This is a genomic window from Actinokineospora auranticolor, from assembly GCF_041897805.1.
Lineage (GTDB): Bacteria > Actinomycetota > Actinomycetes > Mycobacteriales > Pseudonocardiaceae > Actinokineospora > Actinokineospora auranticolor.
Map to the genome: position 1 here is coordinate 1,037,972 of NZ_CP154825.1, position 13,067 is coordinate 1,051,038.

15 protein-coding genes and 1 pseudogene are annotated in these 13,067 nt (G+C 69.7%); 7 read left to right on the top strand and 9 right to left on the bottom strand.

Annotated features, from left to right (window positions below):
• Positions 1-82 precede the first annotated feature (82 nt).
• The gene (locus V5P93_RS05185) at positions 83-565 is read left to right on the top strand and encodes an IS30 family transposase (RefSeq protein WP_374065408.1); all 483 of its coding nucleotides are present in this window, start codon (positions 83-85) and stop codon (positions 563-565) included.
• Positions 566-828: 263 nt separating this feature from the next.
• Here V5P93_RS05185 and V5P93_RS05190 read toward each other — a convergent pair whose 3' ends face one another.
• The 5 genes and pseudogenes from V5P93_RS05190 to V5P93_RS05210 form a co-directional block, all read right to left on the bottom strand.
• Positions 829-966: a hypothetical protein gene (locus V5P93_RS05190; RefSeq protein WP_181043871.1), complete on the bottom strand. Its 138-nt coding sequence runs from the start codon at positions 964-966 to the stop codon at positions 829-831.
• Positions 967-1,051: 85 nt separating this feature from the next.
• A pseudogene (locus V5P93_RS05195) lies at positions 1,052-1,231 on the bottom strand (transposase domain-containing protein); the annotation flags it as partial.
• A 249-nt stretch (positions 1,232-1,480) separates the two neighbouring features.
• Positions 1,481-2,272 (bottom strand): TIGR02569 family protein, encoded by a 792-nt coding sequence (locus tag V5P93_RS05200; RefSeq protein ID WP_245931693.1) that lies wholly within the window; start codon positions 2,270-2,272, stop codon positions 1,481-1,483.
• Positions 2,273-2,355: 83 nt separating this feature from the next.
• Positions 2,356-2,682 (bottom strand): DUF4873 domain-containing protein, encoded by a 327-nt coding sequence (locus V5P93_RS05205; RefSeq protein WP_104482766.1) that lies wholly within the window; start codon positions 2,680-2,682, stop codon positions 2,356-2,358.
• Positions 2,683-2,691: 9 nt separating this feature from the next.
• Positions 2,692-3,432: a TetR/AcrR family transcriptional regulator gene (locus V5P93_RS05210; protein ID WP_104482765.1), complete on the bottom strand. Its 741-nt coding sequence runs from the start codon at positions 3,430-3,432 to the stop codon at positions 2,692-2,694.
• A 70-nt stretch (positions 3,433-3,502) separates the two neighbouring features.
• Here V5P93_RS05210 and V5P93_RS05215 point away from each other — a divergent pair, with 70 nt between their 5' ends.
• From V5P93_RS05215 to V5P93_RS05225, 3 genes are read left to right on the top strand one after another with little or no spacing between them, the layout of a single operon-like run.
• Positions 3,503-4,414: a diiron oxygenase gene (locus V5P93_RS05215; protein WP_104482764.1), complete on the top strand. Its 912-nt coding sequence runs from the start codon at positions 3,503-3,505 to the stop codon at positions 4,412-4,414.
• Positions 4,384-5,298: an alpha/beta fold hydrolase gene (locus V5P93_RS05220; protein ID WP_374065411.1), complete on the top strand. Its 915-nt coding sequence runs from the start codon at positions 4,384-4,386 to the stop codon at positions 5,296-5,298. Before V5P93_RS05215 ends, V5P93_RS05220 begins: the two co-directional genes overlap by 31 nt.
• A 9-nt stretch (positions 5,299-5,307) precedes the next feature.
• The gene (locus V5P93_RS05225; protein ID WP_104482762.1) at positions 5,308-6,144 is read left to right on the top strand and encodes an alpha/beta fold hydrolase; all 837 of its coding nucleotides are present in this window, start codon (positions 5,308-5,310) and stop codon (positions 6,142-6,144) included.
• On the opposite strand, the gene V5P93_RS05230 is transcribed toward V5P93_RS05225, so the two are convergent.
• Positions 6,040-6,681, bottom strand: coding sequence for a transposase family protein (locus tag V5P93_RS05230; protein ID WP_181043870.1), 642 nt, complete (start codon positions 6,679-6,681; stop codon positions 6,040-6,042). The genes V5P93_RS05225 and V5P93_RS05230 overlap by 105 nt on opposite strands.
• A gap of 906 nt (positions 6,682-7,587) precedes the next feature.
• Positions 7,588-8,223, bottom strand: coding sequence for a TetR/AcrR family transcriptional regulator (locus tag V5P93_RS05235; RefSeq protein WP_104482760.1), 636 nt, complete (start codon positions 8,221-8,223; stop codon positions 7,588-7,590).
• 185 nt (positions 8,224-8,408) lie between these two features.
• On the opposite strand from V5P93_RS05235, the gene V5P93_RS05240 reads away from it, so the two are divergent.
• The 3 genes from V5P93_RS05240 (at position 8,409) to moeZ (ending at position 11,843) form a co-directional block, all read left to right on the top strand.
• A complete protein-coding gene (locus V5P93_RS05240; RefSeq protein ID WP_104482759.1) occupies positions 8,409-9,383 on the top strand; it encodes an alpha/beta fold hydrolase in 975 nt (324 codons plus the stop codon).
• A 112-nt stretch (positions 9,384-9,495) separates the two neighbouring features.
• Complete coding sequence (locus V5P93_RS05245; protein ID WP_104482758.1) at positions 9,496-10,530, top strand: DUF3152 domain-containing protein; 1,035 nt, start codon at positions 9,496-9,498, stop codon at positions 10,528-10,530.
• Positions 10,531-10,664: 134 nt separating this feature from the next.
• Positions 10,665-11,843 carry an adenylyltransferase/sulfurtransferase MoeZ gene (gene moeZ / locus V5P93_RS05250; protein WP_104482780.1) on the top strand — a complete coding sequence of 393 codons (1,179 nt, stop codon included), beginning with the start codon at positions 10,665-10,667 and terminating at the stop codon, positions 11,841-11,843.
• A 168-nt stretch (positions 11,844-12,011) separates the two neighbouring features.
• On the opposite strand, the gene V5P93_RS05255 is transcribed toward moeZ, so the two are convergent.
• Together V5P93_RS05255 and V5P93_RS05260 are read right to left on the bottom strand one after the other, a co-directional pair.
• Positions 12,012-12,236 (bottom strand): DUF3107 domain-containing protein, encoded by a 225-nt coding sequence (locus V5P93_RS05255; RefSeq protein ID WP_104482757.1) that lies wholly within the window; start codon positions 12,234-12,236, stop codon positions 12,012-12,014.
• Positions 12,237-12,350: 114 nt separating this feature from the next.
• Positions 12,351-13,022: a ferritin-like fold-containing protein gene (locus V5P93_RS05260; RefSeq protein ID WP_104482756.1), complete on the bottom strand. Its 672-nt coding sequence runs from the start codon at positions 13,020-13,022 to the stop codon at positions 12,351-12,353.
• Positions 13,023-13,067 lie beyond the last annotated feature (45 nt).

The window sequence follows — 13,067 nt, forward strand, 5'->3', positions numbered from 1 at the left end:
TCCCCCTCGGCGAAGCGGCCCAGACACGACCTGATCGTGGGCATGGTCAACATCAGCGAACGCCCGAAGGAAGCCGACGACCGTGCTGTTCCGGGCTTCTGGGAAGGGCGACCTCATCCTCGGGTCCGCGTGCAAGTCGCAGATCCTGACCCTGGTGGAGCGGCAGACGCGGTTCGTGATGCTGATCCGGGTCCCGCACGACCGGTCCGCCGACCGGGTCGCGATGCTGCTGGCGAACAAGATGAAGACCTTGCCCGAGTTCCTCCGGAAATCGGTCACGTGGGACCAGGGCAGCGAGATGGCCGACCACGCCACGTTCACCACGGCCACCGGAATGCCGGTCTATTTCCGCGACCCGCACTCGCCCTGGCAACGCAGGACGAACGAGAACACCAACCGGCTTCTCCGACAGTATTTCCCCAAGGGAACCGACCTCTCGGTCCACTCCCAAGCCCACCTCGACGACGTGGCCCGCGAACTCAACGACCGCCCCCGACAGACCCTCGGCTGGTACAAGCCCGTCGAGAAGCTGAACGAACTGCTGGTCAACACGGTGGCGCGATGACCCCTTGAGGTCAAGGGCCCCTACGAACCTGCGGTGGGGAAGAGCGGTGGGAGGGGCAAGCCCACCCCACCCGCGGGCGAGCTTGGCAGGTCCGTCCCCCCCCCACACACACACACAAAGACGTTCCACCCCATCGAGCAGAAGGCGGGGGCGCGAAGAGTTCGGTGGGGGTTGGGCTGGCACACGTCGGCGGGCAGTGGTTTCCCCTTCTCAGGGTGGGGATAGGTGCGAGATGGCCTGGGTGGGCTGAGGACTCTTGGAGTTCATTGATCGTGTCGGATGGCTCGTGTGAACGAGAGCCGGTCGGGGGCCTCGTCGATCTCGTCGAGTATGAGTTCGAACTCCCAGCGTTCTTGGTTGCGTGAGGCGATCTCCACGGCCTGGGCTATCTCGGCGTCCATGATCGAGGTGATGACGCGGTGCCTCGCCTGGACGTTTCCTGGCCTGCGAAATCGCCGACATCGTCGGAATCCGCCACTCGCCCCGTCACGTCCTCAACGAACGCAACCCGTTCACCAACTTGCGTATCACCTCCTCGTGCGAATTCACGAAGAGCAGCGACAACGCCAACATGTAATGCACTACCACGCGCGCCGGAAGCGGCCACACCCGACGCTCACCATGACCCGTGGACAACACGACCTCATCCATCAAATCCCGGTAAAAAACCTGGTCAACACACCGATGGAGGTCGCGTCAACAAACCGCTCCAACCTTGCTACACCACGCAGCATATTAACCATCGAAACACGCCGCCCCGCCAACGGAAGCGCCTAACTTAGTGGCATTGGCCCTGCTCCAGCCTGTCGGCACTGGGGCACTGGGAAAGAGACCGCGAAATCCTGTGGATGGATGCAGCGGATGGGGACAACTCGCGATCAAGGAAGTTCGGCGTTGGGTGGGTGGGGCTCGGATCTACAGCAACGGGCCGATTACCTGGCTGGCGTGTTCCAAGCCGCGCATGGAGCGGGGGGTTGATTTGGGGTGTAGGGCGTGGACGGCGAGTCTGAAGAGCAGGGCCCGTAGTAGTGCCTGGGGCCATTCCGGGAGGTGACCCCAGCGCTTGGCTATGGCGTCGTCGGCGCCGCCCCAGGCGATAGCGTCTACTACGACCACCGCTGCCGCCCACTCCGGGGGCCTGTGGAACGCGGTGAAGTCCATGATGCCCGGGGCCGCGTCGCCGTCGAAGAGGACGTTGCCGAAGAGGTCGCCGTGGACTACCTGGGACTTGAGGGTGATGTCCTTGCGGGACTCGGCGTAGATGGCGAAAAGTCTGCCGCCCAGGTCCGGGTCGAGGGTGGGGTTCTTGTCCTCTCCCCAGGCCGCTCGGTCGGCCATGGCGAAGACGTCCGCGCGGCCGGAGAGGAAGCGGGGGCGGTTGAGGTCCGCGGTGGCCTTGTGCAGCCGCAGGGAGGCGGAGATCACCTCGTCGTAGCGGGGTTCCGCGTGGCCGGGGATGAACCGGAACGCGACCCAGCCGCCGACCACGTAGCGGCCGTCGGACGAGCGCACCGGCCGGGCCACCCGCAGGTCCGGCACGTCCAGCTCGTTGAGCGTCTGGGCCACCCAGGACGCCTCGGCCGGGTTGACGGCCTGGCGCATGGCCAGGTCGTCGCAGCGCCACACCGGGCCGTGCTCGATCAGCGCCGGTTCGGCGTTCTTGGCGCCGAAGGCGGCACGCACGTGCGGCGGGGGCGGTGTTCTCACGGGCGCGCACGCTACCTGTCCGAGGAGGGCGAGCGTCCGCACGACACGTGGCCCGTTTTGTTGATCTTTTCCCAGCGCCCCGGCTAGGCGCCGGTGGGCTCCAGGTCGTCCAGACTGGTCTGGACCATGAAGGGCGGGGTGCTGGATCCGGTGATCCGGTAGCGGTCCCACGGGTCCGGGTCCGACAGCTCGCCCGTGGCCGCGCCCTGCGGGGTGCGCAGCACGGCCGTGGTCTTGCGGCCCCCGACCTGCGCGGACAGCTCCCGGTCCGCCGCGATCCGGCCGTACCAGCGGTAGTAGCCGTCGATCGGCTGGAAGTGGCCGCGCAGTTCCACGGTCACCGCGAACTCGCGCTCGCCGACCACCAGGGTGGCGGCGCCGGAGTAGCCGTCTTCAGCGTGGTCGCTCATCGCCTGCTCCTACCAGCCCGCGGCCGCGTCGCCGCCGCCGAGTTTGATGATCCTGTTGACTTCCAGGGGTTTGTGCGGGTCGATGGTGACGCCGTAGCCGCGCATGGTGCCGTCGATGGCCGCCCAGATGGTCATGGTCAGGTACTCCACGACCGCGTCCCGGCTCATCGTGCGCCGCTCCAGCCACCACTCGCCGACGTTCTGCACCATGCCGACGATGCCGTGGCCCCAGACCTCGGCGCCGCCGGAGTCGATCTGGTACGCCCGCATGTAGTCGCCGAGCAGCGCGGACAGCGCGTTGGCGATGATCTCCTTGTCCTCGGCGACCACGTCGGAGTCGATCCGCCGGTCGGCGAAGGTGCTGCGGACCAGCAGCCGGTACAGGTTCGGGTACTCCTCGATGATCGAGAAGAACGCGTCGAGGCTCTTGCGGATCCGCGGCAGCGGCGCCTCCTCCCGGTTCATCGCCGGGATCAGCCGCTCGAAGAGGATCTCCGTGCCGCGGTGGCCCAGCGCCAGGAACAGGTCGGCCTTGTCGGTGAAGTGCCGGTACAGCACCGGTTTGGTCACCCCGGCCTCGGCGGCCACGTGCTCCATGCCCAGATCCGGGCCGTGTTCGGCGAGCGCGCGCAGCGCCGCCGCCACGAACTCCTCGCGCCGCGCGGCGCGGTGGGACTTCCAGCGGTCGCGCCGGGCGTCCCCGGTCGAGTCGTCACTGTGTCGCTTGACACGATCGGCCATGCGACTCATGCTACCAGAAGTAACTGTTACTCGAAGTTACGCGTGCCGGAGACGCCCGCGTGGAGGAGTGATCCCGTCGATGAGCCGCGCGATGCAGGTAGCCAAGGTAGCCGATCGGGAGAAGACCGCGGGGCGGTTGCTGAAGTCCTCGGCGGACAAGTTCTACGACCCCGACATCGATATCGACTGGGACGCGCCGATCCCGCCCGACCTCCACTTCCACCCCGAGCACCGCGTCTCCCTGTACGGCACCGAACTCTGGGACCGGATGACGCCGGAGCAGCGGATCGAACTGGGCAAGCACGAGATCGCCAGCATCGCCAGCACCGGCATCTTCTTCGAGGTCCTGCTGATGCAGATGCTGCTCAAGCAGGTCTACAAGCACGACCCGACCACCGACCACGTGCACTACCTGCTCGCCGAGATCGCCGACGAGTGCCGCCACTCCACCATGTTCGGCAAGGCGTGCAAGCGCTTCGGCGCCCCCGCCTACGGTCCGCGCGGGTGGGTCAAGCAGTTGGCGAAGGTGCTGCCGGTGCTCGGCCGCGGCCCGTCGGCGTACGCGGCGATCCTGGTGGCCGAGGAAGTGCTGGACCGGATGCAGCGGGAGAACATGGCCGACCCCGGGTTGCAACCGCTGATCCGGATGGTCAACCGCATCCACGTGCTGGAGGAGGCCCGGCACGTCACCTTCGCGCGGCAGGAGGTCGCACAGGGCATGGCCAAGGCGGGGTGGCTCGCCAAGCGCTACCACCGGCTGCTGACCGCGGTCGTGTCGTACTTCGTGGCGCTGAGCCTGGTGAACCCGGGGGTGTACCGGGCGGTGGGGCTGGACCCCAAGCAGGCGTGGCGGGCGGCCAAGGCGAACCCGCACTTCCAGGAGACCATGCGGTTCTGGGGTGAGCGGATCATGAAGTTCCTGACCGAGGCCGACCTGGTCGGCGGGCCGGGGATGGTCCTGTGGCGCCGCTCGATGCTGCTCGCTCGATGAGCGGCCTCGGCACGGGGGACGGCGTGGAGTTGAACGTCGTCGAGGAGGGCGCGGGCGCGGCGACGCTCGTCCTGGTGCACGGGTGGACGATGGACCACACGTCGTGGGACCCGGTGGTGGCGCGGCTGTCCGGGGTTCGGGTGGTGCGGTTCGACCTGCGCGGTCACGGGGCTTCCGGGGCGGCGCCCGCGGGGAGCGCGACGATCGCGCGGGTCGCCGACGACCTGGCGGAGGTGATCGCCGCGCGCGTGCCGACCGGTCCCGTCGTGCTGGGCGGGCACTCGCTGGGCGGGATGACGCTGATGGCGCTGGCCGAGCGGCACCCCCGGCTCGTGGCCGACCGGGTGGCAGGCGCCGCGTTCGTGGCGACGACCTCGGGCGGGCTGTCCCGGCTGACGTTGGGCCTGCCGCGCCGGGTCGCCGGTCCGGTTCTGCGCGCGGAGCGGTGGCTGAACAGGCGGATCGCGAAGTCCCGTCGACCGACGCTGCTGGGGCGCTTCAGCGGGTACGCGCGCCCGGGGGTGCGGTGGCTGGTGTTCGGCCGGTCGCCGGTCGGCGCGCACATCGCCGCGACGGCGGCGCAGGTCGGCCGGTGCAACCCGTCGAACATGGTCGAGTTCCGCAACGCCCTCGACGAACACGAGCGGCTGCACGCCCTGTCCGCGTACCGGGGTGTGCCGACCGCGGTGCTGGCGGGCTCCCGCGACCGCCTGTGCACGGTGGCCGACGCGCGGACCATCGCAGGCGCCCTGCCGGACGCGGACCTGCGGATCTACCCCGCGGCCGGGCACATGCTCAACTACGAGCGCGCGGACGAGGTGGCGGAGGTGCTGATGGGCCTGGTGGCTCGGGCGTCCGCGCGCGCCCTGGCTACCGCGGGGTAGTTTCCCTCCGTGTTCGACACCTCCGACGGCGTGCGGCTGTCCGTCCACGACACCGGCGGCCCCGGCCCCACGGTCCTGCTGGTCCACGGTTGGACCAGCGATTCCCGCGTGTGGGACCGGGTCGTGCCCGCGCTGGCGGGGATTCGGGTGATCCGGTTCGACCAGCGTGGCCACGGTGAATCGACCGCGGGCCCGGCGACCATCACCCGGCTCGGCGAGGACCTGGCCGAACTGATCACCGCCCTCGTCCCCGACGGCCCCCTGGTCCTCGTCGGCCACTCGATGGGCGGCATGGCGATGATGGCCCTGGCGGAGTCACACCCGAACCTGGTGGCACAGCGCGTATCGGCGGCCGTGTTCGTGTCCACTTCGGCCGGTCACATGGGCACAGTGACCTTCGGCCTCCCCAAACCCCTGGTGAAGCGCTTCCTGGCGGACAAACCCACCCGCACCTCCCCTGCCGCGCCACGCAAGCGCAAGCCCCTGCCGACCTTCGCGACCCTCATCGCCTTGCGGTGGCTGGCCTTCGGCAAGACCTACCGGTGGCCGGACGTCCGCTCGGTAGCCGACCAGGCGGCCGCCGGCCACGCACGCACCATCGCCGCCCTGCGCCGGGAGATCGTCACCAACCACTTGCGGGACAAGGCATTGGCCGCCTACGCCGACATCCCGACCCAGGTGCTGTGCGGCACGGCGGACAAGATCACGCCCCTCGCCCACGCCGCCGCCATCGCGGAACTCCTACCCGGCGCCGAATTCGTCCGCTACCCGCGCGCGGGCCACATGCTCCCCTGCGAACACCCAACCGATCTCGCCCAGCGAATCCGTTCCCTCACCACCGCTTGACCGCCGCTCAGCCCAGCGAATCCGGCCCCTCACCGCTGTTGACCACCCCGCCCAGATCCAGCACAGCCCCCGCCCTCCTCTGGGGGGACAGCCCTGCTCCAGTTTATCGGTGGTCGGCCGTCCGGGAATGGATGGCGAATTGTCGCCGAGCCGGATGCTGGGGTCTCGTCCGTCGAGAACCGGTGAGGCTTTCAGGCCGACGATGTCGTCTCGAGATCCCGGCAACGGATCCGACACCCATCTCAAGCGTCTGTCCAGCGTGCGCACGACCTGGACCGTGAGCCCGGTTGTGCGGTGTTTCCCGGAGAACGACTCCGGGCGGGAGGCCCAGGACCAGCACGGCAGCAGTGTTCCATCCACGATGTGAGAGCTGCGGTCGTCGAGGTCGTCGGCCGTGGGAACGCACTGTTCGAGCACGCCGGCCAACAATGGCGTCACCGCCGCGGTCGCCCGGCTGATCGTCGACTGCGACACCTCGAACGCTTCCGCCAACTCCGCCTGAACCCGATTCCGCCGCAAGTACGCCAACGTGACCACTACAGAGCCGTATAAACCCGGAACCGGCGGCCATCGACGAACCGACTCTCCGGTCGCTTCGCGGATCAGAGCGCACAATTCCTCGACACGGCCTCGAGCAAGGCCGGTGGTATGATACGTGAAGGTGATCCGTTTTCGAGAACTTGGTGTGGTAACTGAATTCTCTCAAACGGGCCGCTGCCACTTATTTCGGGGTGATCATCCCGAGGCGTGAACAAGCCTCTGTGGACAACCTCGGTGGATGTGGACAACTCCCGAAGTCGGGAATGGCGGCAAGATCGACAAAGTGGCTGGTCGTGGGAGCGTGGGGTGGGCCCTGCTCTGGCTTGTCGGTGGCTGGCCTCTCGGGAAGGGGTGGCGACGTCTTGGCGGGCCTATTCGGCGGCGCTGGAGTAGAGGCTGATGGGTGCCGAGACAATGTGGTGAGCGTGTAGATCTTTAGCCGAACGAGCGGTTCACCGGTCCCGGTTTCCGATCTGGGTCGGGATGCCACTGCCGACGCGACCTCCATCGCCGAGCCGGGTGGCCTCGACGTTCAGGTCGGTGGTGCGATGCCTTCTCGGGGAACAACGCCGGAACGGAGGCTCATGACCAGCACGGCAGCGGCGTCCCCGCCGTGATGCGGGAGCACGGCCACTGAAGTCGAACATCCGCCCCGAGTGCCTCGGTCAAGCCCGGTGTCGTCGGCTTTCGCTCCAGGAGCCGCTTCGGGGAGGTGGCGCGGCGTCGGACGCGAATCGTGTGCGCGCGGCAGATGTTCGGGGCTGCCTGCTCCTCGAACCGAGATGGACTATTTCGAGGCTTGGCAGGGATTCCGTGTCGACCACCGCGGTCGCCGAAGGAGCCCGGGGGCAACTTCGGAAGACGTGGAGAAGTCGGGAATGGCGGCAAGGTCGAGGAATGGGGCTAGTCGTGGGGGTGCAGCGGGAAGCCGCCGCCGATGCCTCGCCAGGCGAGGGTGGAGATGAGGGTGATGGCTTCTTCCTTGGCGAGGGCGCGGTTGTCTGCGAGCCAGGCTCGAGCCGCCACCTGGCTGACGCCCACCAGGCCGACCGCCAGGAGGCGGGCGCGGGTTTCGTCCAGGCCGGCGTCCGCGGTGATGGTCGCGGTGATCGCGTCGACGCTGGCGCTGGTGGCTCGTTCGATCGCGTCCTGCACCAGGGGCTCGCCGCGCAGGTCGGACTCGAACACCAGGCGGAACGCCTGGCTCTCGCCGTCGACGAAGTCGAAGTAGGCGCCCACGGCGTTGCGGACCCGGACCTTGTTGTCCGTGGTCGAGTCCATCGCCTCGGTCACGCGGCGGACCAGCTCGTCGACGTGCTTGTCCAGCAGCGCCATGTACAGCTCGAGCTTGCCGGGGAAGTGCTGGTAGAGCACCGGCTTGCTGACGCCCGCGCGCTCGGCGATCTCGTCCATGCCCGCGGCGTGGTAGCCGTTTGCCGCGAACACGTCCTGGGCGGCGGCGAGCAGCTGGGCGCGCCGCGCGGTGCGCGGGAGTCTGGCGCCTCGGCCTGCGCCGTTCGACTGGACCGTCTCGGACATGCGTTTCCACCCTCGTTCACTGCGTTCTTCGGGCCAGGATCGCCAACCCGCGCGGGTGGTACGACCGTACTCGCCGGTATCCCCGTTCGGGGCAGTTCTCCTAACGAGCGTGCTCCACGACAAGTATCCAATGTGACTCAGACCACACTGCGGTGAGCCCCGGCGAACGGGGGCACACTTATTAGGTGAACGTCGCAACCACCTCCCGCCCACTGCTGACCCGGGTCCCCCTTTCGGACGCGGTGCTGCCCACCCTCGCCCCCGAGATCGAGGTGTGGCCAGGCGAGGTCGTGGAGTCCGCCGGCCTGCGGTTGCACGTCCGCCGCACGCCCGGGACCGGCGACGCCACCGCCGTCTACGTGCACGGCCTCGGCGGTTCGGCCACCAACTGGACCGACCTCGCCGCCAACCTCGCGGGCCACGCCCCGGGCATCGCCGTCGACCTGCCCGGCTTCGGCCGCAGCGAACCGCCCGACGGCTACACCTACGAACTGCGCGCGCACGCCGACGCGCTCGCCACCTGGCTGCGCGGCCTCGACCTGGGCCCGGTCCACCTGCTCGGCAACTCCATGGGCGGGGCGATCTGCGTGCTGCTCGCCGCCCGCCACCCCGACCTGGTGCGCACCCTCACCCTGGTCTCCCCGGCCGTGCCGGACCTGCGCCCCAGCGTGCGCCGGGTGTCCGACCGGCGGATCCCGCTGGCGTTCCTGCCGGTCGTCGGCCGGTCCGTGCGCGAGAGGCTCGCCGCGCTCACCCCGCGTGAGCGCGCGATGCAGATGCTCAACCTCTGCTACGCCGACCCGCACTCGGTCACCCCCGGCAGGCTGGAGGCCGCCGTCGCCGAATACGCCGAGCGCGCCGGGCAGGCCTGGGCCGGTCCCGCGCTCGCGAGCAGCACGATCGGCCTGCTCAAGGCCTGGTTCGTCACCGGCGTGCGCTCGCTGTGGCGGAGCCTGCCGGACGTGCAGGCGCCGACCCTGGTCGTCTGGGGCGCCGACGACAAGCTCATGACCGTCCGCAAGGCGCCCCGCACCGCCCAGCTGATCCCGCGCGCCCGGCTGCTCGTGCTGCCGCGCACCGGCCACGTCGCGCAGATGGAGCGTCCGGTGACCGTGGCCCGCGCGGTGCTGGGGCTGTGGGAAGCGGGGGACCGCTGGTGACCCGCGGTGAGCCCTGCCCGGCCGTCAGCCGCCCGTGTGGCGGAGCGCGCGTCGGTGCTGCACTGCCCGGACAACCGCTGGGTGATGTGGCACCCTGGGGCGCGTGAGCCGAATGACGCAAGGCGAGCCGGACACGGCCACCCGGTCGTCACGCTCCGCAGCGGAAGGCCGGTCCGAAGACCGGTACCGGAGAGGCAGACGCACCGACGCGGAGCCGTTGGCCGCCTCGTGGAGCCCGGAGCAGCCCGAGAAGCGCCACGCGCGCGGCTTCGTCGCCACCTACGGCTGGCGCCTCTACGCCGTCCCGGTCCTGATCGCGGTGACGGTGCTCGTCGCCTTCCAGGTCGCGGGCGACAAGACCCAGCCGCCGCCCGTCGCGGCGGCCGCGGACCCGGTGACGGGCAGCCAGGTGGACAAGGCCCCGGAGGGCGAACCCGGCGCCCCGGACGTCACCGAGCGCGCCCCGGTCCCGGACCTCAACATCCCGAGCGCCGAACTGCCCAACGGCGGCGCGTTCGCCCAGGGCGGCGCGCACACCTGGCACGGCGTGCCGGGTGAGACCGGCAAGGTCGGCGGCGGCCCGAAGTTCTACACCTACACCGTCGAGATCGAGGACGGCGTCGACGCGGCCCAGTTCGGCGGCGACGAGGCGTTCGGCAGGCTGGTCGACCAGACCCTGGCGGACCCGCGCGGCTGGACCGGCCTCGGCGAGATCTCCGTGCAGCGGGTGCAGCCGAACTTCCCCAACCCCAGCTTCCGGGTGAGCCTGACCACCCCGGACTCCACGCACGACGTGTGCGGCTACACGATCAAGTACGAGTCGTCCTGCTACCGCTCCAGCGAGAAGCGCGTGGTGATCAACCTGGCCCGCTGGGTGCGCGGCGCGGTGGCCTTCGACGGCGACATCCTCACCTACCGGCAGTACGCGCTCAACCACGAGATCGGCCACGCCTTCCGCAACGGCCACGTCGGCTGCCCGCAGGCGGGCGCGCTGGCCCCGGTGATGATGCAGCAGAGCTTCGGCGTGGCCAACGACTACGTCTCCCAGCTCAACAAGGCCGCGGGCAACCCCGACCCGGTCAAGTCCGACGGCTTGGTCTGCAAGCCCAACCCGTGGCCCAACCCCCAGGCCCGCCCGGCGGGCTGACCGACCGGCCAGTGGGCAATCCCGTCCCGCATGCTGGGAGGCGGGAATCCGCGATTGGGAGCCGGGCGTTGCACGCGGGGAGAATCGGGCACACATCTATGGGTTGAACACGAGCAGTGTTCGAGGAGGAGCCGATGTCAGGCAGTTTGCCGCCGCTCGTCGAGCCGGCGCAGGAGCTGACCAAGGAAGAGGTCGAGCGCTACAGCCGCCACCTCATCATCCCGGACGTCGGTGTGGACGGGCAGAAGCGCCTGAAGAACGCCAAGGTCCTGGTGGTCGGCGCGGGTGGCCTGGGCAGCCCGGCGCTGCTCTACCTGGCCGCCGCCGGGGTGGGCACGCTCGGGATCGTGGACTTCGACGTGGTCGACGAGTCCAACCTGCAGCGCCAGGTCATCCACGGGGTCTCCGACGTCGGCAAGCCCAAGGCCGTCTCGGCCAAGGAGTCGATCGCCGAGATCAACCCGCTGATCACGGTCGTCCTGCACCAGGAGCACCTCAACTCCACCAACGCGCTGGACATCTTCCGCGACTACGACCTGATCCTGGACGGCACGGACAACTTCGCCACCCGGTACCTGGTCAACGACGCCGCGGTGCTGCTGGGCAAGCCGTACGTCTGGGGCTCGATCTTCCGGTTCGAGGGCCAGGTCAGCGTGTTCTGGGAGGACGCGCCCAACGGGCAGGGCCTCAACTACCGCGACCTCTACCCCGAGCCGCCGCCGCCCGGGATGGTCCCGTCCTGCGCCGAGGGCGGCGTGCTGGGCGTGCTCTGCGCGTCCATCGGCTCGGTCATGGTGACCGAGGCGATCAAGCTGCTGACCGGCATCGGCGAGCCGCTGCTGGGCCGCCTGATGGTCTACGACGCGCTGGAGATGTCGTACCGCACCATCAAGATCCGCAAGGACCCGGAGACCAAGCCGATCGAGGGCCTGATCGACTACGAGGCGTTCTGCGGCGTGGTCAGCGACGACGCGCAGTCCGCCGCGGCGGGCAGCACGATCACCCCGCGCGAGCTCAAGGACAAGTTCGACCGGGGCGAGGACTTCGCGCTGGTCGACGTCCGCGAGCCGCACGAGTACGAGATCGTGCGCATCGAGGGCTCGGTGCTGATCCCCAAGGACCGCATCCTCTCCGGCGAGGCCCTCGCGGAACTGCCGCAGGACCGGCAGATCGTGCTGCACTGCAAGTCGGGCGTGCGCTCGGCGGAGGCGCTCGCCGCGCTGCACAAGGCGGGCTTCAAGGACGCCGTGCACGTCGGCGGCGGCGTGCTGGGCTGGGCCCGCGAGATCGACACGAGCCTCCCCACGTACTGATCGAGAACCGCGAGAGGCCCCGCACGCTGAGCGTGCGGGGCCTCTCGCATCTGTCCACACGGGTGCTCCCCGTGCCCGCGTCCACTCGCCACGCCTCCGCCGAAGTCGGCTCGCCAGGTCGGGAACGATGCCGGGCGGGGACGAGGGGGTGGGCGGTGGGAGAAAGCGTTACGGCGCGAAGCCGACCTTGCGGGTGTCGGCGCTGCCGATCTCCACATAGGCCACCCGGGCCGCGGGCACCACGAACCGGCGGCCCTTGTCGTCGACCAGGCTGAGCTGCCCCTGCGGGTTCTTCAGCGCGTCGGCGACCAGGGCCTCGACCTCGTCAGGAGTCAGCGAGCTGTTGAGCACGAGCTCCCGCGCGGTGTCCGCGACACCGATCTTGACCTCCACGCCGACCTCCGGGCATCGAATCCAAAGCTGTCGACTCCGAAGGCTAGTCGAGCACCCGCGCACTCGGCCCGCGGGCACGCCCGCGTTCACCCACCGCGAACTGGGACCGCCACCTCAGCCGAGCCCCAGGGCGGTCATCCGCTTGCCGTGCTGCTGCTGGAGCCTGCGGAACAGCGCGGCGATGCCGGACAGGTCGCCGGTGCCCGCCACGATCAGCTCGGCCAGCCCGTCGCGCTCGGCCACGACGTACTGCGCCTGGGTCAGCGCCTCGCCCAGCAGCCGCCTGCCCCACAGCGCCAGCCGGTCGCGGACCGTGCGGTCGCGCTCGATGGCCGCGGTCACCTCCCGCTCGGCGAAGCTGGAGTGCCCGGTGTCGGCCAGCACCTCCAGCACCAGCAGCTTGGTGTCCTCGTCGAGCCACGAGCCGATCTCGCGGTAGAAGTCGGCCGCCAACCCGTCGCCGACGTAGGCCTTGACCAGCGACTCCAGCCACGAGCGGGGCGGGGTCGACGCGTGCCAGGTGTCGATGTGGGCGATGAACGGCGCGATCGCGTCCTCGATCAACACGCCGTGCGCCGCCAGGTACTTCTCGATCTTCGCGTAGTGCGCCATCTCGGCCGCCGCCATCTCCGAGAGCGCGGCCCGACCCGACACCGTCGGCGCCGACCTGGCGTCCTCGGCCAGCCGGTCGAATGCCGACAACTCGCCGTAGGCGAGCACGCCGAGCAGGTCCACCACCCCCGCCGAAAGCGCGCCCCCGGACACTCCCGACTCCGCGTTCTCCATGGTTGGAGCGTATCCGGACGCTGTCGCGGGTAGACTCGCCAGGAC